The sequence below is a fragment of the Mesorhizobium sp. M0968 genome, from assembly GCF_040319065.1.
GTDB lineage: Bacteria > Pseudomonadota > Alphaproteobacteria > Rhizobiales > Rhizobiaceae > Mesorhizobium.
Map to the genome: position 1 here is coordinate 42745 of NZ_JAMYNL010000013.1, position 24117 is coordinate 66861.

General features: G+C 57.7%; 20 protein-coding genes, 2 pseudogenes and 1 other annotated feature. Of the genes and pseudogenes, 10 read left to right on the top strand and 12 right to left on the bottom strand.

Features of this window, described 5'->3' with window-relative positions; translation table 11 throughout:
- Window positions 1–35 precede the first annotated feature (35 nt).
- A complete protein-coding gene (locus NKH67_RS21330) occupies window positions 36–1016 on the bottom strand; it encodes a DUF4331 family protein (RefSeq protein WP_352502324.1) in 981 nt (326 codons plus the stop codon).
- 305 nt (window positions 1017–1321) lie between these two features.
- Here NKH67_RS21330 and NKH67_RS21335 point away from each other — a divergent pair, with 305 nt between their 5' ends.
- The gene (locus NKH67_RS21335) at window positions 1322–3085 is read left to right on the top strand and encodes an MOSC domain-containing protein (RefSeq protein WP_352502323.1); all 1764 of its coding nucleotides are present in this window, start codon (window positions 1322–1324) and stop codon (window positions 3083–3085) included.
- 57 nt (window positions 3086–3142) lie between these two features.
- On the opposite strand, the gene NKH67_RS21340 is transcribed toward NKH67_RS21335, so the two are convergent.
- The 4 genes from NKH67_RS21340 to NKH67_RS34205 form a co-directional block, all read right to left on the bottom strand.
- A complete protein-coding gene (locus tag NKH67_RS21340) occupies window positions 3143–4195 on the bottom strand; it encodes an alpha/beta fold hydrolase (RefSeq protein WP_352502360.1) in 1053 nt (350 codons plus the stop codon).
- Between the two features lie 139 nt (window positions 4196–4334).
- Entirely contained in the window at window positions 4335–5627 is a 1293-nt protein-coding gene (locus NKH67_RS21345; protein ID WP_353031786.1) for an epoxide hydrolase family protein, read from the bottom strand.
- Window positions 5628–5855: 228 nt separating this feature from the next.
- Window positions 5856–6512, bottom strand: coding sequence for a VOC family protein (locus tag NKH67_RS21350; protein WP_352502321.1), 657 nt, complete (start codon window positions 6510–6512; stop codon window positions 5856–5858).
- Between the two features lie 459 nt (window positions 6513–6971).
- Window positions 6972–7169, bottom strand: a complete 198-nt coding sequence (locus NKH67_RS34205; RefSeq protein ID WP_502893788.1) for a thioredoxin domain-containing protein — start codon at window positions 7167–7169, stop codon at window positions 6972–6974.
- Between the two features lie 397 nt (window positions 7170–7566).
- Here NKH67_RS34205 and NKH67_RS21360 point away from each other — a divergent pair, with 397 nt between their 5' ends.
- Together NKH67_RS21360 and NKH67_RS21365 are read left to right on the top strand one after the other, a co-directional pair.
- Window positions 7567–7860, top strand: coding sequence for a hypothetical protein (locus NKH67_RS21360; RefSeq protein WP_352502320.1), 294 nt, complete (start codon window positions 7567–7569; stop codon window positions 7858–7860).
- A gap of 507 nt (window positions 7861–8367) precedes the next feature.
- Window positions 8368–8523 carry a hypothetical protein gene (locus NKH67_RS21365; protein WP_352502319.1) on the top strand — a complete coding sequence of 52 codons (156 nt, stop codon included), beginning with the start codon at window positions 8368–8370 and terminating at the stop codon, window positions 8521–8523.
- Between the two features lie 158 nt (window positions 8524–8681).
- Here NKH67_RS21365 and NKH67_RS21370 read toward each other — a convergent pair whose 3' ends face one another.
- Window positions 8682–9053, bottom strand: a complete 372-nt coding sequence (locus tag NKH67_RS21370) for a hypothetical protein (RefSeq protein WP_352502318.1) — start codon at window positions 9051–9053, stop codon at window positions 8682–8684.
- 307 nt (window positions 9054–9360) lie between these two features.
- Between NKH67_RS21370 and NKH67_RS21375 the strand changes: the two genes are divergently transcribed.
- The 3 genes from NKH67_RS21375 to NKH67_RS21385 all read left to right on the top strand — a co-directional run bounded on the left by NKH67_RS21375 (window position 9361) and on the right by NKH67_RS21385 (window position 13460).
- Window positions 9361–10434, top strand: a complete 1074-nt coding sequence (locus NKH67_RS21375; RefSeq protein ID WP_352502317.1) for an MBL fold metallo-hydrolase — start codon at window positions 9361–9363, stop codon at window positions 10432–10434.
- Between the two features lie 171 nt (window positions 10435–10605).
- Window positions 10606–11838 (top strand): HlyD family secretion protein, encoded by a 1233-nt coding sequence (locus tag NKH67_RS21380; protein ID WP_352502316.1) that lies wholly within the window; start codon window positions 10606–10608, stop codon window positions 11836–11838.
- Window positions 11835–13460 carry an MFS transporter gene (locus NKH67_RS21385; protein WP_352502315.1) on the top strand — a complete coding sequence of 542 codons (1626 nt, stop codon included), beginning with the start codon at window positions 11835–11837 and terminating at the stop codon, window positions 13458–13460. The genes NKH67_RS21380 and NKH67_RS21385 overlap by 4 nt, the downstream gene beginning before the upstream one ends.
- 374 nt (window positions 13461–13834) lie before the next feature.
- Here NKH67_RS21385 and NKH67_RS21390 read toward each other — a convergent pair whose 3' ends face one another.
- The 3 genes from NKH67_RS21390 to NKH67_RS21400 all read right to left on the bottom strand — a co-directional run bounded on the left by NKH67_RS21390 (window position 13835) and on the right by NKH67_RS21400 (window position 17157).
- The gene (locus NKH67_RS21390; RefSeq protein ID WP_352502314.1) at window positions 13835–14638 is read right to left on the bottom strand and encodes an MIP/aquaporin family protein; all 804 of its coding nucleotides are present in this window, start codon (window positions 14636–14638) and stop codon (window positions 13835–13837) included.
- Window positions 14639–14732: 94 nt separating this feature from the next.
- A complete protein-coding gene (locus tag NKH67_RS21395) occupies window positions 14733–16130 on the bottom strand; it encodes a class II fumarate hydratase (RefSeq protein ID WP_352502359.1) in 1398 nt (465 codons plus the stop codon).
- Window positions 16131–16194: 64 nt separating this feature from the next.
- Window positions 16195–17157, bottom strand: coding sequence for an enoyl-CoA hydratase/isomerase family protein (locus NKH67_RS21400; protein ID WP_352502313.1), 963 nt, complete (start codon window positions 17155–17157; stop codon window positions 16195–16197).
- Between the two features lie 270 nt (window positions 17158–17427).
- Between NKH67_RS21400 and NKH67_RS21405 the strand changes: the two are divergent.
- Window positions 17428–17788, top strand: a pseudogene (locus NKH67_RS21405) (hypothetical protein); the annotation flags it as partial.
- Window positions 17697–17811 (top strand) — a sequence feature (AL1L pseudoknot). (Overlaps the previous pseudogene by 92 nt.)
- Before the next feature lie 69 nt (window positions 17812–17880).
- Here NKH67_RS21405 and NKH67_RS21410 read toward each other — a convergent pair.
- The 3 genes from NKH67_RS21410 to NKH67_RS21420 all read right to left on the bottom strand — a co-directional run bounded on the left by NKH67_RS21410 (window position 17881) and on the right by NKH67_RS21420 (window position 21388).
- Complete coding sequence (locus tag NKH67_RS21410) at window positions 17881–18495, bottom strand: response regulator transcription factor (RefSeq protein ID WP_352502312.1); 615 nt, start codon at window positions 18493–18495, stop codon at window positions 17881–17883.
- 92 nt (window positions 18496–18587) lie between these two features.
- Window positions 18588–18962, bottom strand: coding sequence for a response regulator (locus NKH67_RS21415; RefSeq protein ID WP_352502311.1), 375 nt, complete (start codon window positions 18960–18962; stop codon window positions 18588–18590).
- Window positions 18959–21388 (bottom strand): PAS domain-containing protein, encoded by a 2430-nt coding sequence (locus NKH67_RS21420; protein WP_352502310.1) that lies wholly within the window; start codon window positions 21386–21388, stop codon window positions 18959–18961. Before NKH67_RS21420 ends, NKH67_RS21415 begins: the two co-directional genes overlap by 4 nt.
- 851 nt (window positions 21389–22239) lie before the next feature.
- Here NKH67_RS21420 and NKH67_RS21425 point away from each other — a divergent pair.
- From NKH67_RS21425 to NKH67_RS21435, 3 genes and pseudogenes are all read left to right on the top strand, one after another.
- Complete coding sequence (locus NKH67_RS21425; RefSeq protein WP_352502309.1) at window positions 22240–22836, top strand: redoxin domain-containing protein; 597 nt, start codon at window positions 22240–22242, stop codon at window positions 22834–22836.
- A gap of 94 nt (window positions 22837–22930) precedes the next feature.
- A pseudogene (locus NKH67_RS21430) lies at window positions 22931–23312 on the top strand (nuclear transport factor 2 family protein).
- Between the two features lie 18 nt (window positions 23313–23330).
- Window positions 23331–23945, top strand: coding sequence for a DNA-3-methyladenine glycosylase (locus NKH67_RS21435; RefSeq protein ID WP_352502308.1), 615 nt, complete (start codon window positions 23331–23333; stop codon window positions 23943–23945).
- Window positions 23946–24117 lie beyond the last annotated feature (172 nt).

Here is a 24117-nt window from a genome sequence, read left to right on the forward strand (position 1 = left end):
GGAGCAGGTCTGCGCCGATGTGAGATGGGATGCGATCAACCGTAGGCGCCATGCGGCGGCCCTAGGTAGGGGAACTCGGCAAGCAGATCGCTATGCGCCCCAACTCCGTCCCCCGCCAACTTGCCGTTCGTAAGGATGGCCATGAAAGCGTCCGCCGTATCGTCCGTCAGTGTCCTGCCATTTTCGGGAAAGGACGCAGGCCGGCTCGAGTCATAGGGCATGATATCCGGCAACAATGTCCTTGCCACACGCTCGGCTTCATCCGGTAGATATCCACCAGTGTGCTCAAGCGCGTGTGCGAACACTGCGACAAACCGGGCGTCATCTGCAGGTTCGCCGGCGAGATAAGCCTCTTGCTGCTCACCGGGCAGGAATACTGCCTGCTGGGGGCGCGCACCCCGTTCGACCTGCACCCAACCCTCACTTTGCTTGTCCAGCGTGCGTGCCCACAGACCAACCGGTTTGGTCCCCAACGCGGAGTTGGGCACTTCCAGAACGATGCTGCAGACGTTTTTGTCACAGAAGAAATCAGCACCAGTGAAATGCAGATCATTTATGGCACCCAAGGTATCAAAGAAAAATGCTTCGCTTCGCCAACCCGCGAAAAAACGATAGTCGCCGGCCTCGGCCACTTGCGCATCCCTGCCCGTCGACACCGGAGCCTCCAGAAAGACAACCTCTCCACCGTCGTCTGTCCCAGCGGCTAGTATGCCCTCAACCCGCCGTACCGTGGCAGTCTGCATCGCTCCTGGTAAAGCTGAAACGCGGACTCGATACGCGATATCGGCGACCGCATCGCCATTGGTGTCAATTTTGATCTCATAAAGGCCGTCAGGCGAGAACGGTTCGTTAGTGGTAGGCTCCGGATGGATTACCGTAGAGGACGGATGCACATTCATGATCAGGATCGACTTCCCCGCGTCCCCCGGTTTCGGAAAGGCATACAGATCGGTGAGATCCAGCCGCGCGTCTGCCTGCGGGAAGCCGAAGTTGGGACCTGAATAATGATGTGACATCGTCATAGGCTCCTCTGCATCAAATTCGCGACACAAGGTCCAAAATAGCGTGACACGCGTCAGAACAGCCTTCACCAAAAAGCAAGAGCCCACACGCATATCTATCAAATAGACCTCAGTTCGAAAGTATTGCCAGCAGGCAGAAAAAGAATATATGGCACGATGGTATCATCGATACTTTGGTGTCACTCGTCTCGATGGCCCCTGCAATGCTATTCTCTGGTGGCGGGTCGGAATGTCAGAATCCCTGGTTGAGGGGTCGCTGCGTGAACTCGCTGGCATTGGCTGGCTGAAAGGACCGAGTGATGGCTCGTTTGCTGTCCGTCAATGTGGGCTTGCCGCGTGGCATTCCATGGCGAGGAAAGACCGTCGACACCGCGGTTTGGAAAACGCCAGTTCAAGGCCCACGTCAGGTACGCCGGCTCAACGTCGATGGCGATGGGCAAGGAGACGTGGCGGGGCACGGCGGCGAACAACGGGCGGTATTGGTGTATCAATGGGAATCCTATCGCTTTTGGCAAAGCGAGCTGGGCCGCAATGACTTCACCTACGGGCAGTTTGGCGAGAATTTCACGGTCGATGGCCTGCCGGATCAGGACGTATGCATAGGTGATCGCTACCGGATCGGGAGCGCCTTGTTCGAAGTGACCCAACCCCGCGTCACCTGCTACCGAGTCGGTATTCGCATGAACGAGCCGCGCATGGCCGCGCTGCTGGTTGCACGGGGCAGACCCGGCTTCTATCTGCGCGTGCTGGAAGAAGGTCAAGTCGAGGCTGGAGATGAGATCGTCCAGGTGGGGATAGGCCCTGAGCGCATGACAGTGTCAGAGGTCAATGCGCTGCTATACTTGCCCGGTCACCCTCGCCGCCAGCTTGAACGGGCGCTGCGCATCCCGGCGCTGAGCACTGGCTGGCAAGGATCCTTCCAGGCTCTACTCTTACAAAACAAAAGTAACGGTGCGACGACCGGAAATGCCGGGCTTGATCCAGCGTCCGGACCGCCTAGTGCGTGGGCGGGATTTCGCCCGCTGCGCGTGATGCACAAGATCCGCGAGAGCAGCAGTGTGATGTCGCTGGTGCTGGAAACCGTTGATGACTCTCGCCTCACTGCAGCTCTTCCAGGCCAGTTTGTCGTGCTGCGCCTACAGATGGCGACCGATGCTCCGGCACTGATGCGCAGTTATTCTTTGTCGAGTAAACCTGGTGAGCAATACTACCGAATAAGTGTCAAGCGGGAACTGCATGGTCTGGCGAGTGCCTACATCGACGACAAGGTCGAGATCGGCGACATGCTGGACGTTAGCGCCCCACGTGGCAGCTTCACGCTTCGGTCCAACGATGGACCAATCGTGCTTCTAAGTGCTGGGGTGGGTGCGACTCCCATCATCGCGATGCTTCATGCATTGGCGGCCGAGAACTCGACCCGGGAAGTGTGGTGGCTCCACGGAGCCCGGTGTGGCCACGAGCACCCTTTTGCCCAAGAGGTCCGAGACTTGCTCAAAGCCCTGCCTCACAGTCACAGCCATGTAAGCTTCAGCTCGCCCGATCGCGAGGATAGGCAAGGTGTCGATTTCGATGCCGCCGGACATTTGGACATCGAGGTACTCCGAGAACTGGACGGGCCTCGCCATGCCAACTTCTATATTTGCGGGCCGTCGGCCTTTATGGGCGACCTGAGCGCAGGCCTTGCAGCCTGGGGTGTCACCGCGGACCAAATCCACACGGAGCTGTTCGGCCCAAGTCCCGCGATTACCCCGGGCATTGCTACCTCTCCAAGCCGGCCGCCGCATTTACCTGACGAACCTTCCAGTGCGGGACCTCTCGTTTCGTTCGCGCGGAGTGGCTTGAGCGTCCATTGGGGTTCGAGTTTTCAGAGCCTGCTTGAACTTGCTGAAGCGTGCGACGTCCCCACCCGATGGTCGTGCCGCACGGGTGTCTGTCACACTTGCGAGACCGGGCTTGTGACTGGAACGGTCGAGTACCAGCCCGATCCAATCGATCCACCCGCGGCCGGCAACACGTTGATCTGCTGCTCCCGGCCAACGGGTGATGTCGTCCTTGATCTCTGAAGTCGCAAGATATGACGTCATTGCGGCGCATGTGGCAGTCGATTTCAGCGCCGGTAGTTACGTGGCCGCACCGACTTCGACTACTGCGTCGGCAAATGCCTGCGGCGCTTCCTGAGGGAGATTGTGCCCTATGCCGCCGGTGATCAAACGATGGGAGTATCTTCCTGAGAACATCTTCGCATAAACGCTGGCTTCCAGATGGGGAGCACCATTGGCGTCACCCTCCAGAGTGATCGTGGGGACGGCGATGACCGGCGCCTGCGTAAGCCGCTTCTCCAGGTCCTCATAATGAGGCTCGCCTTCGGCCAGACCGAGACGCCAGCGGTAATTGTGGATGACGATCGCCACATGATCAGAATTGTCAAACGCGGCCGCGCTGCGCTCGAAAGTAGCATCGTCGAAGTTCCAGCGCGGCGAAGCGAGACGCCATATTAGCTTCGCGAAATCGCGAGTATATTTCTCATAACCGGCGCGACCACGATCCGTCGCAAAGTAGTACTGGTACCACCACTGCAATTCCGCGCTCGGCGGCAATGGCTGCCTGCCTGCCTGCTGATTGCCGATTAGATAGCCGCTCACCGAAACCATAGCGTTGCAGCGCTCTGGCCACAGTGCAGCGACTATGTTGGCCGTTCGCGCGCCCCAATCGCAGCCAGCGATAGTGGCCCGTTCGATTCTCAGGGCATCCATCAGGGCAATAACGTCCACGGCGACCGCCGACTGCTGGCCGTTGCGCATGGTCTCGTCGGAAAGAAACCGAGTTGTGCCGTAGCCGCGTAGATATGGCACGATCACTCGATAGCCCTTTGAAGCCAACAGGGGCGCTGCGTCAGCGTATGTGTGTATGTCGTACGGCCAGCCATGGAGTAGTACGACGGCCGGGCCGGCGGCAGGGCCCGTCTCGGTGTATCCGATGCTGAGCAATCCGGCATCAATCTGCTTCAACGAACCGAACGACATTTGAGCCGCTTTCGTGACGAGGTTTTTGCCCGGATTGTTCACAGACGAACCCGCCAGTGCAGGCTTGCCTGTCCCCAGTTCGAAGGCAGTCATAGCCGCAAAGGCCGTGCCGAGTAAGCGGCGGCGATTGTGGTCAATTTGTTGTGGCATGCCGTCCATTTTCAAGCCTCCTCAGGGAAATGATTGTCCGTTCTTGCCCCACGTGCAACTGAAATGCGCGGCCGGGTGGGGGGGCGACCCGGCCGCGCTACTGGGCAAAGGCGATGCGGGGAGAATCGCCTCTTTCGCCTCAGATTGTTCGGCGTAGTGGTCTGAACGCCTCCCTGAGCTCAGTAGAGAAGACGTAAGGCTGCTCCCACGCCGCGAAATGGCCGCCTCTATCCACTTCGTTCCAATAAATGAGGTTACCGAAGCTTCTATCGCACCAACTCCGCGGTGCGCGGTAGATCTCGGCCGGATACACGGTGACCGCCACAGGGACATTCGGGATGTCAAACGCATCAAACGGACCACCGCCTGCTTGCGCGCCTTCCCAATACGACCGCGATGACGAAGCTCCCGAGTTGGTAAACCAGTAGAAAGAGATGGCATCAAGCATCTCGTTGTAGGTGAAGATCCGTTCTGGCTCCCCGTCGCTATCGGTCCACTCCGCGAACTTGTCGTAGAAATACGCTGCCATTGCGACCGGAGAATCGGAGAGGGCATGGCCGATGGTTTGCGGGCTCTGATTCATCATCGCCGCGTAACCGAAACCGTCGCGGTAGAAATGCAGCAGCCGATCATAGGCGCTCTTCTCCCGATCCGATAATTCCACCGGCGCCGGGTCGAAATTACGGAGATGCCGAAGAATGCTCGGCGGTACACTCCCAGGCATATTAACATGAATGCCTAGAAGACCTTTCGGAGCCTGAACGGCCAAGAACTGCGAAACGATCGCGCCCCAGCCGCCTCCCTGCGAGACGTACTCGTTGTAATTCAGCCTGATCATTAGCTCATGAAACGCGCCACCTATCCGCGCCGGACCCCAACCGGTCGCAGTCGGCTTACCCGAGAAACCGTAGCCCGGCATCGTCGGAACGACGAGGTGAAATGCATCTTCTTCCCGCCCCCCATGCACAGTGGGATTGGTCAGCGGGCCTATGACTTTCAAAAGTTCCACAATCGAGCCAGGCCAACCATGCGTCATAAGCAATGGCATCGCCCTCTCGTGCGGTGAGCGAATATGCGCGAATTGAATATCCAATCCGCCAACACTGGTAATGAACTGCGGCAATTTATTCAGTTTGGTCTCAGCCTTGCGCCAGTCATAACGGCTGCCCCAATACTCGACGAGCGTTTGCAGCTTTGCGAGTTGGACGCCCTGGGAGCGATCATTGACGGTCTCCCGTTCCGGCCATCTTACAGCTTTGATACGCCGACGAAGATCTGCAAGCGCCCATGTCGGGACGTGAATACTGAACGGGCGGATGGATTCTTCTCCGGCCGCTGCATGCAAAGCTCTAGGCACCAGGTTGGCAGTTCCAACTGCTGCGGCCGCAACAATGACATCGCGCCGAGTTGGTGATAGCGATATCGCCGACATCGTTTCTTCCTCGCTCAGCCCGATCTATTCAAATATAAGTTTGAAGATCAACCTCCAAACTGCGTAAATCTATTGCACGATGGTATTGGCAATACGTTCTGGTTGGTGAGGAGCAAGCAAGCGAGGATCATCGATCCTTGCCGGTCTCGGACTGTCGGGGTCTCGCGCGGTATGGGGGTCAGCACCTCTCCCGCATCCCTCGCGCGACGTGACCAACTACGCCGCTGCTCACGTCGGCAGCGGCTGCCCGGTCTGTTCCGCTACCATGTACCCGGCGTACCAATCGGGCCAGTTCTCATCCCGTTCTCCTCCCGTCCGCTTCTCATGCTCGCCATGGGCCGCTGCTGCACGCCGGAGCGCGGCCTCGAGCTCGACCGACGTGGCGAATGTCGTGGCCGCGTCTACTCGTCCAGGCAGTCGCGTGGTGATTTCCTGTAGCAGCCACGCGTTGCCATCGGGATCCTTGAACGAGGTAAAGGAGTTGTAGCTGCGCCGCTCCGGATCCCTGCCTTTGATCGCTGGCTGTCCCGGCCCTGTACGGTATGACACTTCGGTCGCGTCGACCCCGTAAGCTACGAGTTCGGCGAACGCTGCTTCAATATCGGATACGACGAGATAGAGTCCCTGTACCGAGCCGGGCACCGCTGACGTGATACCGGTCCCGAAGTGGATCGAACTCGCTGACCCCTGAGGCGTGAACTGGACGACCCGAAATGTGTCACCAACGGCGAAGTCGGCATCGAGCCTCCAACCTAGGCCGCCATAGAAGCGCTTGGCTCGCTCTACATCGGAAACGGGAATGACGACGACCTCGAGCTTCATGTCGATAGCCGGCGTTTCCTGGCGATTGGTTGCGTCTTTGGCGCCCACTACATCATCGCTCATATCAAGCTCCTTCGGTTCGACGGCAAGACCTACCCAACTGCGAACACGAGAGCAGAGCCACGCCGCCCCATCAATTGCTCGATGGTATTGGTCAACGCCGTTCCACTGTTCCCCGTGACTGGATTGAGCCGCCGCCTCACCGCAGGGCACGCGAGTTCGGGTCGAATCCTCGTGGGTCCACGCCTCTAGCGTCCCGGGAAGGGCACCAACGATCCCAGCACTCGCCATCGCGGCAATGAACTCGCGCTCCGCGGGCAATAGCGATCTTGTTGGCACGCCTGCGCCCTCATTCTTTATCAATGGAAAAGCTAGGTCTATCGTTTGGGCAAGGTTATTCCATTGCACGTTGGTATCGTCGAACCCTCGCGGAAGCCAAGACCTCCCTCCCCCGATTGCCCTTCCGCATCGCTGCCGGAGTTATGACCACGCAGTCATTGAGTCCGCGCGTTGTCCCGTCATCTATCCGAAAGTAAAGGCGTAGGCCCGCACACCAGCGTCGAAGAACTCAACATAGAATGCAGGCCGTGCTCGATTGCCGAACGCTCGCCATATTCCGTAGTCGTTGTCGAGAGCAACCGGGTAGCCGACCGCAAGCAATTCCGATTGCTTGCGCACGTCGACGAAGTTTTTCTCGTAGGCGAATTCGGGCGTATGCACTCCGATGACGAAAGTCCACGGTCCCGGTATTTGTCGGCCCAAGCACGGAGATACGGGAGTGCTCTCAAGCTGTTATGCAAGAGCGCGTCCAGAAATTCACGAGAACAACGTTGCCCTGTAGATCTTCAGGACGAAGCGGCCGAAGCAATTGGAGAACTGAGCAAGAACGGCCGATCGTACCGAATCCCTTCCGCGGCCTCGGCAAGCGCACCTCGGATCAGCATCTCTCAACCGACCCTATGCCAAAGTATCGACGACACCATCGCACAATAGATTCACGCCGACCTACGGATACATAACAATTCGTCCGGGGAGTTTCGGTCAACGGAAGTGAAGATCAGATCGTCATCACGGTCGTCCGGCGGACAATTGGTTCATTAACGAGAAGGAATTCGTCATGAACATCAAAGCTAAATGTCTTGTCGCAGCATTTGCAGTCTCAGTACTCGGCGGAAGCGCGCTCGCCGGCGCTCTCGACGTTATCGATCCCATCAACAAGCAGACGATCTACACCGGTTCCATTCACGAATTGAACCACACGAATCCCATCATGAGAACCAGATTCAAGGCGGCTCTCGCAACTCTGCCACCGGCGAAGCGCAGGGCGATGATGAGAGAATGCCAGGACGCGGCAATGACCAAACCTTACGCTGAGTTCTGTGCGGACCTGAATGCTCTTGCCGGCTCATGATCCTCCAAGCCAGGGTGGTGAACCCCGTCTGAGCCGAAGAGTGGCGGGCGTAGCGCCCGCCACTGCTGTTTCGAAGCCTCCTACGCCAGGAAATCACGCCCTCCGTCTCTTCTCGCCTAGCCGCCGGGTGCGCCCTTGGGAGGCGGCCAGGCGACATCCATCGGCGTCCTCTGGTGAAGCCGCGCAATCCGACATTGACCGCAATTATTCCCACGCCGGCAAGAATTATCGAGTTCGTGTGAACCGATTCGCGGCAACGACGGATATAATTACGCTCAAGCCCCGGAACGTAAAACGCGTCGGGGGCTATTCGGCCGGCAAGTGTTATGAAAATACCAAATGGCAATCGCTATTTGTAATTCGGCAACACTAAGGAAGGGGTTGGACATGAGCTTCAAGTTCGCCTGTTTCTCCGCGACACTTGCTCTTTCAGTCTTTGGCGGAGTGGCTTTTGCCGACGCACTCGATGTGGTCGACAACATTTGACCGTTCTACACCGATGCCGGCATGAAAACGCTCAAGCCGAGAGCTGAGTTCAAGACAGCGTTCATGTCAATGCCGCAGGCCAAGCGCGAGATGATGATGAGAGAACGCCAGGACGCAGCCACGGGCAAGCCTCACGCCGAATTCTACGCGGACGTGAATGCCCTCGCTGGTTCGTAATTCACTGAGGCAAATATGACGCGCCCGAGCAAAGCGCTCGCCATCATTCGTGGTGCTGCCTGCCGAAGCAACTTGTATCAGCTTGGTGCCGACCAGTTCTGCCGCTCCCCAGCGGTTCTGCGACGGTCCGCCCCTGAGACTGATCGTGTCGTTTCATTTCAGAAAATTACATTCGCCGCGGCAATCGCAATCCACAATCCAAATAGCGGCACCAGAATCCATCGCGCTTGCCTCACACTGCTCTCGGTGGCCCATGAAGCCCCACCTCGTACCTTACTGGTTGGGAGTTCGATGTCACGTCGTGAAAGATTGGCTATGATTGGCTCGAGCCGGACAAAATTGTCCGAAAGCTGTTCTGCCCGGTATCCATAGGCCCCGAATGTTGCGGTCATACCGAACCGATCCGCCGACTTTGTGGTATCAGGGACATGAGTTTCCTCCACGTCCGCGCCATGGGCGGTACGCGATCCTTCAAAGCTCGTCATGACGAGAAGTTGCCTCCCGTCGATTGAAATACCATTGGCATGCAATTGTCCGCTCCTTGTCGATCCCGCTATATTAGATGGGATGCAGATCGACCAGGAATGGCGGGAATTCTATTGTACGATAGTCTCGGCAATACTTTACGCCATTCAAGGCAGCGAGGTCGCCAGCCCAGGCAGTCATGGATCCAACACGGCATCGGCTGTCTTGGCCGCTCGATCCGGAACTAACGGAGGCAAAGGTCGGTAGGATATCTCTGATACCATGGTGTCCGCGATACCTAAGGATAATAACTTGCCGCGGAGTTATGAGCAAAGTCTTCCCGCACGCATTAATCAAAGCAGGAGGTTTGCTGTGCTTGTCTATCGTTCCACCCTTTTGACCGTCGCTGCGAAGATCGGTTCTGTTGCAATCGGTGTTGGACTTGGGTTGGCACCCATCGAAGGGGTCCGCGGCGAGACCCTGCCAGGGGAGCCTGGCGCGCCTTATCAGAATATGCCGTCGCTCGCGCCGATAGGCACGCGCGTTGACCACTACCTTCCCATTCCCAAGGAAGACGTAACTCCAGCCATCGACCCGAAGAAGGGATACCGGACCCAACAGTTAGGCCGTGGTCTCTATATGGTCACCGACAACGGCTATCAGTCGATGTTCCTGGTATACGAATCAGGCGTCGTCGTGGTCGACGCACCTCCGGGATACTCGGCCCATATACGCCGGGCTATCGCGGAGGTGACCGACCGACCGATCACACATGTCGTCTATAGCCATGCGCACGTAGATCACATTGGCGGCGTAGACGACCTCGGCGGTCATCCAATCATCATCGCCCAAGAAGAGACCTTGCATCTGCTCGAACGGGCGAAGGATCCAAGGCGCCCTGTGCCTACGGTCACGTTCAAGGATCACTATACGCTGAAGGTCGGCAGTCAGATTCTGGACCTGAGCTATCCCGGCAACAGTCCCCATGAGCCAGGGAACATCTTCATCTATGCTCCCGAACAGAAGGTTCTGATGGTGGTCGATGTGATCTTCCCCGGCTGGATGCCTTGGCGTCGTTTCGCGCTTGCCAAGGACATCCCCGGTTACTTCGACCAGGTGGCGTACATCGACACATTGCCGTTTGAAACGCTCGTCGGAGGCCACGTCAATCGCGTGGGCACTCATTCCGATGTGCGGACGCAGCTCGAATTCATGAATGACCTGAAGGCGGCTGCCGCCGCTGCTCTCAAATCGACGCCCCCGGGCGAGGAAATGGAAGCCGAGGACAAGCCGAACCTCTGGGCTGTCTACGACAACTACATCGACCGTGTCGTTGTGAAATGCGTCAATGCCGTCACGCCCAAATGGCAATCTCGGCTGGCCGGCTATGACGTGTTCATCTGGGACCAGTGCTACGCGATGGAGCAGAGCCTTCGCATTGACTGAAGACCTGGTAACCAGAGAGTTCGGACGGGGGTGCTCGTTATGTGACGGTTCCGCTTGGGGTGCCGCGATGTTTGGTCGCAAAGGATTTGCTGTCAGAGTCGACCAGGTCTGTGCGTCGCCGGCAATCTTCTGACATGGCCAGACAATTCGCAAGATCGAACGGGAGATTGGATGGTTGAGATGCTCCGAGCTGAAGTTTTTGAAGGACCCACCCAATCGGCGTTGAGGAGTGATGACGAATCGCAACCGACAGCGTCTCCCGCATTGGGTTTGGTATTTTCGCCAAAATCAACGGGAGCAGCAATAAGCCGGGCTCGCAAGATCGGTATCCTAATGGTGGCGACTGTGACGATTTCTCTGTCGGCAGCCTGGGGTTGGCAATGGTATTTTCACGGTCGTTTTGAAGAAACCACCGACAACGCTTATGTCCGTGGGGACATAACGAGCATCGCGCCCAAGCTCTCCGGCTATGTGGTCGAAGTCGCAGTCGGCGACAACGGCGGCGTCAGCAAGGGAAGCTTGCTGTTTCGCATCGACGACAGTGACTACCGGGCGAAACTCGACCAAACGATTGCCACTCTGTCCACGCGACAGGCCGAGATCGCAAACATCGAAGCAACGCAAAAACTGCAAGATGCCCTGATCGAACAGGCAGTGGCGCAGGAGCGCTCGGTCTCGGCGGATTTGCTCCTCGCGAGAGCCAATCTTGACCGCTACACCGCGCTTCGAAAGAGCGGGACGGCCAGCGAACAAAAGCTCCAGGATGCGCAGACCGCGTTCGCAAAAGCCGAGGCTGGGGACAAAGCCGCGGCGGCCAAGACTCTGGCGCAAAGGCTGAAGCTTGGCGTGTTCGATGCCCAACTCGCCGGCGCCCAAGCAGCGATGGCCCAGGCCAAGGCGTCTGTCAGCCTGGCGAGGATGGATCTCGCCAATACCGTTATAGAGTCGCCAATCGACGGTGTCATCGGCAACCGGCAAGTTCGCGTCGGCCGGTACGTCACGCCCGGCACCCCGGCGATGGACGTCGTTCCAGTCAAGGATGTATGGGTCGTCGCCAATTTCAAGGAGACCCAGCTCGATCGAGTGGAGGTCGGGCAGCCTGTACAGGTGGTCATCGACGAGTACCCTGATGTTCAGATTGATGGTGTCGTCGATAGCTTCGCCCCGGGCAGTGGGGCTGCCTTCAGCCTGCTGCCACCGGACAATGCGACCGGCAACTTCATCCGCGTCGTCCAGCGCGTTCCAGTCAAGATAAGACTTACGCGCAATCCATTGCCTGGTCGGCTGGTTCCTGGACTCTCAGCCCGCATTGCCGTTCGGGTGGACAAGGAAACGAATCCCGCAACCGCCACTTCCGTCCCACCCGGTGATCTCGCAGAAAATCGAACCGGTATCGCACAATGACCTTTCACGTCGAACCGCTCCCGGTGCTGACCAAGCGGCCCGAGGTGCTCGGCGCCATACTGGTCTTGACCGGAGTTCTACTGACTGCCGTCATGGATTCGATCGCCAGCACGGCGCTCTCTATTGGGCGCCTGGATATGCTGGGCGACATACACGCCACGACGGACGAATTCGCGACTTTCGACATCGCCTTTGTCGCTGCCAAGGTGACCAGCTTTTTGGTCGCGCCTTTGTTTGTCGCAGCGCGAGGGCCAACGCCTTGTTTGCGCGCCGGCGCGGTTGCGCTTCTCTTGGCGTCGGCCGCAATGACATTTTCGGTCGATATCGCCTGGATTGACGCTTGCCGCATCGTTCAAGGTTTCGCCGGCGGGACCGTGCTCGTGGCGGGCCAGACATTGCTGTTCTTTCGCTTCCCGAGTCGTCAGCAACCGATTGTGCAAGCTCTCTTGGCCCTCGGCTCCGTAATGGCCCCAACGACAGTGACACCAGCGCTCCAAGGTTGGCTTGTCGACCACCTGTCGTGGGACTGGATATTCCTGAGTAACGTGCCAGTGGGCATTGTCGCCCTTGTCATGCTCGCGGCGGACCGCGGACGAACGTTCCGCTACGAAATCCGCACTCCCTACATCCAGATCGCGCTGGCTGGAATCGCCGCAGCCTCTTTGACTTACGTGTCGCAGCAAGGCAGCAGGTTCAACTGGTTCGACGACGGGCACATCATCCTTCTCACCGTGACCGGTCTGCTGGCGGTCATCCTCCTGCTGCTGTGGGAGTTCCAATTTGCATCGGATCGTCTGATACTTCCCGCGTCGCCTTTGGGTAATCCCGACTATTGCTTCGCCCTTGTCGTCAGTCTAGTAGCCGGATTTGCCCTGTCCGGCAGCGCTTTTCTCATCCCCGCCTTTGCCTTAAACGTCCTCAACTTCACAGCTACGGATGCTGGGGCTCTTCTTCTGCCGAGTGGAGCAATGTTGGGCTGTGCGCTGCTGGTTGCAGGAATCGGCGTAAAAAAAAGCGGAATAAATCCGCTTGCCCTGGCTCCTGCCGGTGTCGTGTTTTTCGCCTCGGCAATGTGGTTCATGTCGGGTTCGACAAGCGACAGTGGAGCCGTGGATTTGGAGTTTCCGCTGCTGTTGCGCGGCTTTGGACTGGGTTTCCTGTTCGTGGGTTTGACGCTGTTTGCCCTCACGCTGCTCCCTGCCAAAGCGCTGCCCTTCGGCATCGGTCTTTTCGATCTTGGCAAGCAGGTTGGCGGTCTGGCGGGCACGGCTCTCCTGCAAACTTATCTCGACCAACAACTTGCCCATAACAGGACGATACTGGCATCACACCTGGGTGTTGGCGAGGTTGTCCTCGAGGAGCGCCTGAAGGCAGTGGCGGGCCAACTTGAGGCTAGGGGCCTCGACGGTGTTGTTTCTGGCAAAGTCGCGCTATCGGTTCTGCGGCAGGCTGTCGACAGGCAAGCCGTCACCATTTCCTTCAATGAAGCCTTCTTGGCGATTGTGCTGTTGTTCTTGGTAGCGGCGCCCTGCTTGATCCTCTGCAAAAGGCTGCTTAGCCTTCTATCAGCAGTCCAGGTAAATATATCGAGCCAGGCCGCTATCGCTGGCAAACGTCGGTGAACGCTATGCCTCGACGAGGTTTCCTAGAGGCGTGAGATAACCACTTTGCTGGTCGCGACGCGTGCCCGGCTGCGGCTGATCCGGCCAAAATGACGAAAGCTAAAATGTCCGGTTTCGTGGTTGGCGTAACGGCGATTGGGGTCCACCGGCGACAACAAGCGGCCGAATGCCTCGAGGGCAGAGACGTTCGTTCTTGCGGGTCATGCTCCAATCGAGAACCAGCTCCGTGGACCACAGCACTCAGTCAGCAAAGGAGTTAATCCTCTCAGCTAAGGAAGAAACGGACTCCGATCGGCTCAAAGAACGATCGGAGAGCTTTGAAACAGGTTGAGACATCTATCCTCGACGGATGGCGGAAGTTGAGTCCACCGAACTCAGGACTCGTCCTGCGGCGTTCCCATTGCTGCCCGGGCTTCCTGAGCCTTTGCCGGCCCTCGGAGAATCTTAGCAACCAGCACGGCAATGATCGCGCCGGCGACCGGTCCCACGACATAGACCCACCACGTGGACAGATCGCCCCTCGCCAAGTCGGGTCCGAAAGCACGGGCAGGGTTCATCGCCGCTCCGTCGTAGGGCCCCCCCAGGGTCCCGAGCGACATCACGTAAGCACCCACGGCAACTGGGACAAACTGGCCATTAAGCTTCGGGCCGTTTGCCATCGAAATCACCATTAAAACCATGCCGAATGTAAGTATGGTCTCGAAGAACACCGCTTGGATGAGTTGTTCCGGTTGCGGGATAGTGGCTGCGAGATTGCCTTCGATGCCGAAGAATGACCGGGCAAGAAATGACCCAGCCGCGGCGGCAATCAACTGCACAACGACGTAGGCCGCGCACATCGGCCAACCCATATCGCCGCGCAAGGTAAACGCAAACGTCATGGCAGGATTAAAGTGCGAACTGATGTCGCCGAGAAAATAGATCGCCACGACCAGCCAGAGTGCAGAAATCGCCGACAGGATGAAGGCAGCGATGATGGGCTCGACCTGTATTCCGCCATACAGTACAAGAATCGCCGCGCCTGCCGACAATACGAAGGTCAATCCTGCCGTACCGATAAACTCAGACAGCAAGCGTCGGAATCGGTGCCTGGGACTTTTCCAGTTGGCGTTGAACCGAGGCTGGCCAATCTGCAACGCGAGTGCCGCTTCGCCGAACACGACAGGGGGGACGCTCATGATACTCCTAGACTCCTAGATTGAAAATGATGGTTGCCTTGCCGAAGCCGGCAACGAATGCTGGCGACTCGAGCAAGGCGAACTGACGCGAATCCTAGACACAGGTCGCGACGTAAGGTTTGACCATTTTCTCTGGGTCAACCGCGTGGTCGAACACCGCTTCGGAAACCAAGCCAAGCATCAGCGCAGCCGCCCTGAGTGTGATATCGTTGTCCATCGCGTAGTGCGCGATCCTCGAAGCCTGGTCATAGCCGATAACAGGGGAGAGTGCGGTCACGAGCATCAGGGATTCGCTCACATACTGGGCAATCTTCTTCTTATTGGGCTGCGTACCCTCGACCAAGAACCTACGGAAATTCGTGCAGCTGTCCATCGTAATCGTGATCGAATGGGCGATGTTATGGATGATCAGCGGCTTGTAGACGTTCATCTCAAGATAACCGCTAGCCCCTCCGAACCCGACCGCGACGTCATTGGCCATTACTTGTACGGCCACCATGGTGAGCGCTTCGGCCTGGGTGGGATTCACCTTGCCGGGCATGATGGAGGAGCCCGGCTCATTCGCAGGTATTACGAGTTCGGCAAAGCCAGCTCGTGGTCCGCACGACATGAGACGGACGTCGTTGCCGATCTTATACAAAGAGGTTGCCAGCGTGCGCATCGTACCAGAAAACTGCACGAGCGCATCGTGCGAACCCTGAACGGTGAACTTGTTGGGCGCGGTTACAAACGGAAGCTCGGTTAGCTTGGCGATTTCAGCCGCCGCAGCTTCTGCGAAACCTGGTGTGGAGTTGATTCCCGTGCCTACTGCCGTCCCGCCAAGAGCAAGGCGATAGACCCCGCCAAGGGAAGCCTCAAGCCGATCAAGGTCGTCGGCCAGCATTCCGGCATATCCCGACCATTCCTGACCGAGAGTCAGCGGCGTCGCATCCTGCATGTGGGTGCGGCCGATCTTGACAATATCCTTCCATTCCTCCGACTTGGAAAGAATGGCTTCATAAAGATGCCTGACCGCCGGGATCAGGCGCCGCTTTGCATTGGTCGATGTCGCGATGTACATCGCGGAGGGAAATGAATCATTCGACGACTGCGCCATATTGACATGGTCATTCGGATGGACTGGCGTCTTGCTCCCAAGGGCCGTCCCGACGAGCTGGCAGCATCGATTGGAAATGACCTCATTGACGTTCATATTGAATTGGGTACCGCTGCCAGTCATCCAGACATGAAGCGGAAACATGTCTTGATGCTGTCCGCCAAGAATCTCGTCACATGCCTGCACGATCAGTCGATGGATCTGATCATTGAGCCGCCCGCCCGCGCGGTTTGCATTGGCAGCACCTTTCTTCAATACGGCATAAGCTGCGATCATTTCGCGCGGGATCAAATCCTTCCCTATGGAAAAATGATCGAGAGACCTTTGCGTCTGGGCTCCCCAGAGTTTGTCGGCTGGGACATCTATCTCGCCCAGGCTATCGATCTCCTTACGCATTTGGGTCACGGTCGGCTCTCCTCATAACGCATGAGGTTGCTCCATCGAATTCCGGCTTCGAACACTATTCTCGATATCTGGCTGTGTATCGCTCCAGGTTCTTCTCGACGTCGCCGGGCTGCTGCAAACCTTCATCGACAAGGTCCTTCACACGCGCCTGCGCTGCAGGTCGTTGCACAGAAGTGATGAATGCGTCCCAACCCGGCTGCATTTCCGAATCCGGGGGCAAACTAGCCTGATTGATGAGCCTCTTGGCGTCAGCGATCGCCTGCCCATCGAACGAAGCGATGCGCTTCGCCAAGGCGTCGACAAATCCGTCCAATTCTGAGTCGGGCAGCGCTCGGTTTACATAACCGTAGCGTTCGGCAAGTTCGCCATCAAAACCCTCGGCACCTATCAACATTTCAATAGCGCGGCCGCGACCAATTAAACGGGGCAGCCGAGCCATTGGGCCGCCGCCTGGGACGAAACCGGCGCCGACTTCAAATTGCGACAGAACCGCCTTCTCCCGACTTGCAAAACGCATGTCCGCCGCGAGCGCAAGCTCGCTGCCGATGCCACTCGCCCGTCCACGAATTGAAACAATCGTCGCTGCCCTCAGGCGGCTGAGTCGCACCATGACGTCAGGTACGGGATGCATGCCCGTTGGCCCCGGCTTCATCCCGGTGGAATCATTAAGGGGACTCAGCAAGTCGTAGTGAGCGATGAAATAGCCTGGCACCGCGCTGTCGAACACTACAACCTTGACCCTCGCATCCGCTTCAATCTGGCCAACAATGTTTGCAAGCTCGCGAACTTCGGACGGACCAACGATATTGAGCGGCGGATTGTTGAAAGTGACTTCCCAGTAGGCCTCACTCTTGCGTGTCAGACGGATCTTCTCCGTCGTTGTACTCCCTTTCGCTGCAACTGCTGCGTTAGCAACACTGGGCACCTTTGATTCCTCTCCGAAGACGTGCGCAGACCCTTGCAGGACCGCAACAACGGAAGAGAGCAACGCCCACTTTTGAAGTTTGTAATGTTTCATAACCACCTTAACCTCGTTAAACGTTTAAACCCGCATTATCCCCCATGGTTAAATCGCAGTACACGCGCCGAAAAACCGCCAATCACCACATTTTTCTCACCATCCTCTAATTGGAATCGTTGTTTGCCTCGTAGACAGCAGTAAGTGGTCGAAGATTGCGAGCAGGGCGATAGTACGATGGTGTCGTCAATACCTTGGGATTGATGGGGCTTCCCACCGCGCGATGGCGTTTGAATTGAACCGCCCCCGCTTGATCGGAGGCTCCAACTCCTGAGAAGGTGGGGCCATGACAAGCAATACGACCAACAGTTCTCTGCCGAGGATCACGAAGGCGAGCATGCCTCGCAGTGGCGGCGGTCTCGTCGATCGCCGCCAAGATCGGCTGCACGGCGCAGACGCTGCATGAGTTGGTGAAGAAGGCCGAGCCCGATAGTGGCGTGCGAGCCGGTGTGCCTACGGATGTGGCGACGAAACTCAAGGCTTTGGAACGCGAGAACCGCGAGCGTCGCCAAGGGCAACGAGATCCTTCGCAAGGCTTCCGCGTATTTTGCCCAGGCGGAGCTCGACCGCCGGTTCAAGCCATGATCACGTTCATCCACGATCACCGCGAGGCGCTGGCGTCGAGCCGATCTGAAATGTGCTGCCGATCGCCCTCATGCGAAACGGCCTCCGGAAAACCCGGGGCGGTTCAATTCGATACGCCGGGCGCGGGAAGGGCCACTACTAGGCGATGCCGAGCCGGGCCGCCATGTTCACCAGCTCGGCCAGCGATCGGGCCTGCATCTTGCGCATAGCCTGGCCACGATGTGCCTTGACTGTGATTTCGCTGATGCCAAGCTCAAAGCCGACCTGCTTATTCAAAAGACCACGCACGACCAGTGTCATAACCTCTTGCTCGCGTCGGCTGAGCGATGAATAGCGATCCCTAAGGGTGTGCAAATCAGAGTCCAGAGCAAGCGCGGTCTTGCTTTTTTCTAATGCCAGCTTGATCGCACCCAAAAGTTCCTCGTCGTCGAATGGTTTGGTTAGAAACTCGACAGCCCCAGCCTTCATCGCTTTAACCGTCATCGGTACGTCCCCGTAGCCGGTTATGAAGATGATGGGCATGTCGGTACGATCAACGGAAATGAGGCTCTGCAGGTCAAGCCCACTCAGATCAGGAAGGTTCACGTCGAGGATCAGACAGTTCGCAACCAGCGAACGTGACCGATCGAGGAACGCCTTTGCTGAGGCGAACGTCTCTGGTCGCCAGCCGACAGAGCAGATGAGTAGTTCCAACGATTCGCGTACCGAAACGTCGTCGTCTACGATGAATACGACAGGTGTTTCGTCCGACATGGATGATGATCTCGCCGCACCGTCTCGTTGAACCGCTAGATAAGAGTACATCGCAATTATCCTCCTGAGATGGCATTAACAATCCACCAGGTTCAAGGATCACGGAGCGCCAAACCGAGGGCGTCCTGAAGGACCTGATCGCTGAACGGCTTGAACAAACACTCCACTGCACCCCGGTCGATGAGACCCTGCCGAATCGTGCTATCCCTTTGCGCGGTGATATAGACGATCGGAATCATCTTTCTGCGACGCGCCAGCTCGACTTGCAGCTCTGGTCCCGTCATGCCAGGCATGGCAACATCGAGAATGAGGCACTTGGTCTTATCGACGGCATCAGACGCGAGGAACTCCTTCCCTGAAGAGAATGTCTTCACGCTAAAGCCGAACTCCTGCAGCAAATCTGGCAAGGACTCGCGTACCGATTTATCGTCATCGACCACCGACACGAGTGCATGCGTAAGTTTCATCTAACCCCCACTGGTGTTTGGCATCGCCGATCTCGGAGACCCGTGCTTAGATTCGCATCCTCTGCCGAGCGATACTTGGAGTACTCGGGTACGGAAAACCTAAACGTAGCACCCGGGCCGTCATTCGCTGTCGCCCACAGGCGCCCGCAATGGTTGTCGATAATGGAGCGGCTGACGGACAAGCCTATCCCCATGCCTTCGTTCTTGGTTGTGTAGAAAGCCTCGAAGAGCCGCTCCGGACCATCGGCGCCGAACCCCGTGCCTGCATCTTCCACCGAGAGACGCACACCATCATCTTCGTCGTGTTCAGTTTTGATGACCAACCGCCTGGGCCGATCATCGACCCCACTCATCGCATCCGCCGCATTTCGCACCAGGTTCATAATCACTTGTTGAAGTTGGACGCGGTCGCCGGCGACGAGCGGAAGCCCCTCAGAAAGTTGAGGGTGTAGAACCACGCGACCTCTCTGAAGGTCACCCGCCGACAATGCTATTACCTCGCGTGCAGCCTCGTTCAGATCTACCGCCTCGATCGTAGGGGCTCGTTTGCTGAAGAGCCCACGTAATCGCGCGATCACATCGGCGGCAAGGTTGCCGTCGCGTATGGTGCGATGTGCCGTCTCGCGTGCGCCGTCAACATTTGGCGGGTCGGCGGCCAACATCCGAAGGCAGGTACTGGCGTTCGTGATGATGCCCGACAGCGGCTGATTGACTTCATGAGCTATGGAGGCGGTCAGCGCTCCGAGGCTCGAAACCCTGGTGACATGTGCGAGTTCAGTTCGAGCCTTGCCAAGCGCTTCCTCCGCCTGCCGGCGCTCTGTGACGTCCTGAACTGCGGTAAGGCATTCCACCCGGCCATCCTGATGACGGATAACCCGGCCGAATGTGCGTAGATACTTGACCCTGTTATCCAACATTCGTAGCCGAATCTCATAGCCCAGATAACCCTCACCTGAGCGAACCCGGGCCATTTGCGCAGTTAGGGATGGAATATCGTCGGCGTGGATTCGCTCACGGATCTGCTCAAGCGTCACTGGGGAATTCGGGTCGAATTCAAAGATACGATAAAGTTCTTCGGAAAATGCGATATCGTCTGTGTCCACGCGCCATGAGAAGGCCCCGGTGGAACTCAGACGTTGAGCTTCCGAGAGCAAAGTTTTGGTCTGCCTAAGCGCGGCTTCGACCAGGGAACGCTCGATAGCGATGCTGGCGATCTGTGTGGCGTGCGCGATGAGATCCTGGTGGTGCGGCGATGGGGTCGCTGGCTTTCGTTGAACGATGCAAAAGGTGGCTAGCACCCGCCCTTCGCTGGAACAGACCGGCGTGCTCCAAACCGACCTATATCCGTGCTGCAGAACATGGGCCCGAACAGGCGAGGTATACCAGCGTGGATCTGATTCGATGTCCACCGCGACCACCTGTATGTTTTGAAAAGCCGCTATGCCGCACGGCAACAACTCGCCGCTGACAGGCATCCCCGCTATCGGGTCGCTGTAGGCAGACGGCAGAGAAGGAGCCACGGCATATTCAAATGTGGAGCTGATCCAATCGATCATGTGAACGTCACAAAAGCAATCAGGCGCAGCCCTTTCAATAAATTCGCACAACGCGCTTAGAACGTCGCGGAGCAAACTGCCTGATACGATCATCTCCAGCAGCTGTTTTTCGCCCGCGAGGAAAGCTTCCGCCCGTTTCCGACCCTCAATGTCGTGGTTCATACCGTACCAGCGGATCACTTTACCGGCTTGGTCATGGAGTGGCACGCGACGGGCAATCTGCCAGCGATACGTACCATCGACCGCTCGCACTCGGTACTCAAGTTCGAACGGTTCTCCAGTCGCGAGACATGTGCGCCATTTGCTCTCTTCGAGTTCAATGTCATCCGGGTGGATTGCGCCCCTCCAACCACCATTCGCCACATCCTCAGCAGAGAGCCCCGTGTACTCGCGCCCCCGCTTGTTGATAGAAATTCCTGCTCCATCGGCGCCATACGCGGCAACCAGCGCCGGTATTCCGTCGATAGTCCGTTGTAGCTCGCCCTCAGCTTCGACGGCCTTGTCCCCAGCCCGCTTCCGCTCATCGATGTCAGTGTTCACCCCATACCATTTGACGATGTTTCCAGACTCGTCTCGCAATGGATTAGCGCGCACAAGAAACCACCGATAACTTCCATCAAATCGGCGCAATCTCGCTTCGGTCTCCCCGGCATTACCCGAGGCTATGATTGTCTGCCATGTGGCGATCAGGCCATCCAGGTCGTCAGCATGGACCGCAACCGTCCACCCCCAGCCCCTCGCCTGCTCGCTGGAAAGACCGGTGTAGTCTAGATAGTGCTGACTCACAAACTCAGTCGGGCCGTCAGGCCGAGCTGACCACGCCATCGCAGGAATGCTATCGATGATGAGTTTGAAATTGTGGCTTGTCACGAGGGCTTCCTCGCTTTTGCACAATGCTTCTTCTGTTCTGCGACGGTCACGTGAAAGGCCCCATCGTCGTCGTTGACGAAAGCACACGCATGACGCTCTTCCCCGAGTTCAGATCCCAACGAAGGAAACGGGTGCGGTTTTCTTCATGACCGTTGTCGCCTACTACCCCCACCGGCACACCATGGCCCCGGACAACACAAACGTCTATTATCCCTTGGTGTTGATTTTTGTTGGCGGTGATCGAAATGCCCGATGGAAAAACCAAACGCCCTCAAGGCAATGAAAGCCATTGTCTGCGATCGACGATCGCCCGATAAGGGCGACTTTCTGGTCCTCCACCGCTTGTGGCCAAATATTGAAGCTACCTTCAGCCTACAACCTTCTTGATCCAACTCGACAGATGCTGCATCGGCCAAGACGGATGTGTGGGGAGACCCTCCGAGCTGGTGGCTCGAGAATGGCCACTCCTCTTCGACAGTGCCACCGGTTACCTGCCAATAACCTGACCCTCGCTGGTGAGCGGAGCACCCCTCCCACCGCATAAACTCTACCTTGGGACATTAGTGGAAGAGCGGCTGTCCAAGCTGCACCAATGGAAGGAGGTCACCCGTCCACATTGACACCAACGCAAGGCTTTGGGCCGACTGCGGGCAGCCGGTATTGGATGATAATATCGCCGAGACCATGGTATCGAGCCGGGATTGAGAGGCTTGCCTAGTTGCGACCGCCGTTACCATCCAATGGTATTGGAACACTATCGTATAAATAGATTTAAGGCCCCTCCTGCGTTTGTATCGCTTTCCTGGTCAGATTGCCGGCTTGAATTTATGACCTAATCAATGAGGGATAAAATGCGGTCCGATATCGTTCCCGGGTCTGTTTTTCCGAACTATGAACTCTCGGATCATGCTGCCACACGGCAAACACTTTCCGAGTTGCAGGGACGAGACCCCCTGGTCCTCGTTCTCGGTAGGGGTGGGTATTGTCCCAGGGACCGCCGGCAGGCTGAAGGGCTTGTCCAGCTACACCGTGAGATGGAAGTTGGTTATTGCCGGCTTGTCACCATTACGACGGACAATCTTCTGGAGACGAACGAGTATCGTTCTGGCGTAGGCGCCCATTGGCCTTTTCTCTCGGACCCGCGGCGCGTTGTGCAGCAGGACCTCGATATCGCCGAGTACACGGATCCCTCCCACAACCCCATGATCCCTCACGTTATCGTCATGGAGCCGGGCCTTATCGTCTACAAGGTATACAATGGTTATTGGTTTTTCGGGCGACCCACCGTGGAGGAACTGCGGCAGGACATGCGAGCGGTGACCATGAAATGCCGGCCGGACTGGGACATCACGGCGCCGGAACTCAGGGCTGCGTGGCAGATGGGTCGTAAGGAGCTTTTTTATCCCTATGGAGAGACGCTTGCTCGAACACTCCGGGAACAGGAATGAAGAAGATTGTCGGTGCGCGAAAACGGGCTGGCGATGTGACAAGCTTTGGCTGCTATGCGAGGTTTTTGCCTCAGGGGGGCTAAGGAGATTTACAGTGGAAGATCGGGAGATACGAGCGGCTGTGGATCGCCATTGGGGCGTGTCTCCGATGCGAATGATTTCGAGGGGGAGCACCAGATTTATCGGGAGGACGCGGTGCTCGACTATCCGCGATCGGGCGAGCGCGTGCGTGGGCTGCGCAACACTCAGCCATCTCGTGCCGGGCAGCCAAACCGGAAGCGCTTCACGGTGCGACGGATTATGGGCGCAGGCGACCTCTGGGTCACTGAGTATGCCCTGGCCTATAACGGGCGGCCGTCCTACCCAGTGAGCATCATGGAGTTTCTCGATGAGGAAGTGGCCCGAGAGGCGCAGTATTCGGCGATCCATTTGAGCCGAGGCGGTCGCGCGCGCAATGGGTCAAGCGTACACCCTGAAACCTGGCCGCGATAAGGATGGTCCGCCCGCTCGCTCGCGCGGAACTGCCGAATGATACGCCCGCCCTCGCGCGTTATCTCGTTGGGAAGGTGGTGGTGCGTGAATTGCCGGAAGGCGTCGCCAGCGGTCGCATTGTCGAGACCGAGGCCTATGTCGTCGGCGACGCCGCCGGGCATGGCTACCGGGGGATGACCCCGCGCAATCGTTCGCTGTTTCTCGAGCGCGGACACGCGTATGTCTATCTCGCCTACGGTGTCTCGTACATGCTGAATGTCTCGAGCGAGCTGCAAGGGATCGGAACCGGCGTGCTGATCAGGGCTTTTGAGCCGCTCGAAGGCGTGGGGATCATGCGGCTCAATCGCGGCATCGAGCGCCTGCGCGACCTGGCGCGAGGACCGGGAAGGCTCTCTGCTGCGCTGCGGATTGATCGTTCGCTCGACGGACTCGATCTTTGCCGGAAGGGCCCTCTATGGCTCGGACGCGATGACCACGGCCTGGCATGCGATGACCCCGACGCCGGTGAAATCGGGGAGAGCATCAGGATCGGCATTTCGAAGGATGCGAACCGCCTGCAGCGCTTTTATGTCAGGGAGAGTCCGTTCGTCAGCGGCCCACGAGCGCTCAGGGGATAAGAGCCAGCCGCCCCTCCTGCTTCCTGAAAGAAAAGCCGGGTCCGAAACTCCGATGGCCCGAAGGCGATCCCTCTCACTGCATGAAATCCTCGGCGGCATACAATGCTTCAGTGTTACCCCGCCGCGTAGGATCAGTCATCGCGAAGCTCAGGAATGAAGCGCAGAGCGAAAT

Bases quoted from the DNA above. Each gene is read 5' to 3' on its own strand.
- NKH67_RS21385 (WP_352502315.1), top strand. From the start codon at position 11,835: ATGACCTTTCACGTCGAACCGCTCCCGGTGCTGACCAAGCGGCCCGAG.
- NKH67_RS21345 (WP_353031786.1), bottom strand. From the start codon at position 5,627: ATGTCGGCGATATCGCTATCACCAACTCGGCGCGATGTCATTGTTGCG.
- NKH67_RS21335 (WP_352502323.1), top strand. From the start codon at position 1,322: ATGGCTCGTTTGCTGTCCGTCAATGTGGGCTTGCCGCGTGGCATTCCA.
- NKH67_RS21350 (WP_352502321.1), bottom strand. From the start codon at position 6,512: ATGAGCGATGATGTAGTGGGCGCCAAAGACGCAACCAATCGCCAGGAA.
- NKH67_RS21395 (WP_352502359.1), bottom strand. From the start codon at position 16,130: ATGCGTAAGGAGATCGATAGCCTGGGCGAGATAGATGTCCCAGCCGAC.
- NKH67_RS21400 (WP_352502313.1), bottom strand. From the start codon at position 17,157: ATGAAACATTACAAACTTCAAAAGTGGGCGTTGCTCTCTTCCGTTGTT.
- NKH67_RS21425 (WP_352502309.1), top strand. From the start codon at position 22,240: ATGCGGTCCGATATCGTTCCCGGGTCTGTTTTTCCGAACTATGAACTC.
- NKH67_RS21415 (WP_352502311.1), bottom strand. From the start codon at position 18,962: ATGAAACTTACGCATGCACTCGTGTCGGTGGTCGATGACGATAAATCG.
- NKH67_RS21380 (WP_352502316.1), top strand. From the start codon at position 10,606: ATGGTTGAGATGCTCCGAGCTGAAGTTTTTGAAGGACCCACCCAATCG.
- NKH67_RS21435 (WP_352502308.1), top strand. From the start codon at position 23,331: ATGGTCCGCCCGCTCGCTCGCGCGGAACTGCCGAATGATACGCCCGCC.
- NKH67_RS21365 (WP_352502319.1), top strand. From the start codon at position 8,368: ATGAAAACGCTCAAGCCGAGAGCTGAGTTCAAGACAGCGTTCATGTCA.
- NKH67_RS21330 (WP_352502324.1), bottom strand. From the start codon at position 1,016: ATGTCACATCATTATTCAGGTCCCAACTTCGGCTTCCCGCAGGCAGAC.
- NKH67_RS21390 (WP_352502314.1), bottom strand. From the start codon at position 14,638: ATGAGCGTCCCCCCTGTCGTGTTCGGCGAAGCGGCACTCGCGTTGCAG.
- NKH67_RS21410 (WP_352502312.1), bottom strand. From the start codon at position 18,495: ATGTCGGACGAAACACCTGTCGTATTCATCGTAGACGACGACGTTTCG.
- NKH67_RS21360 (WP_352502320.1), top strand. From the start codon at position 7,567: ATGAACATCAAAGCTAAATGTCTTGTCGCAGCATTTGCAGTCTCAGTA.
- NKH67_RS21340 (WP_352502360.1), bottom strand. From the start codon at position 4,195: ATGCCACAACAAATTGACCACAATCGCCGCCGCTTACTCGGCACGGCC.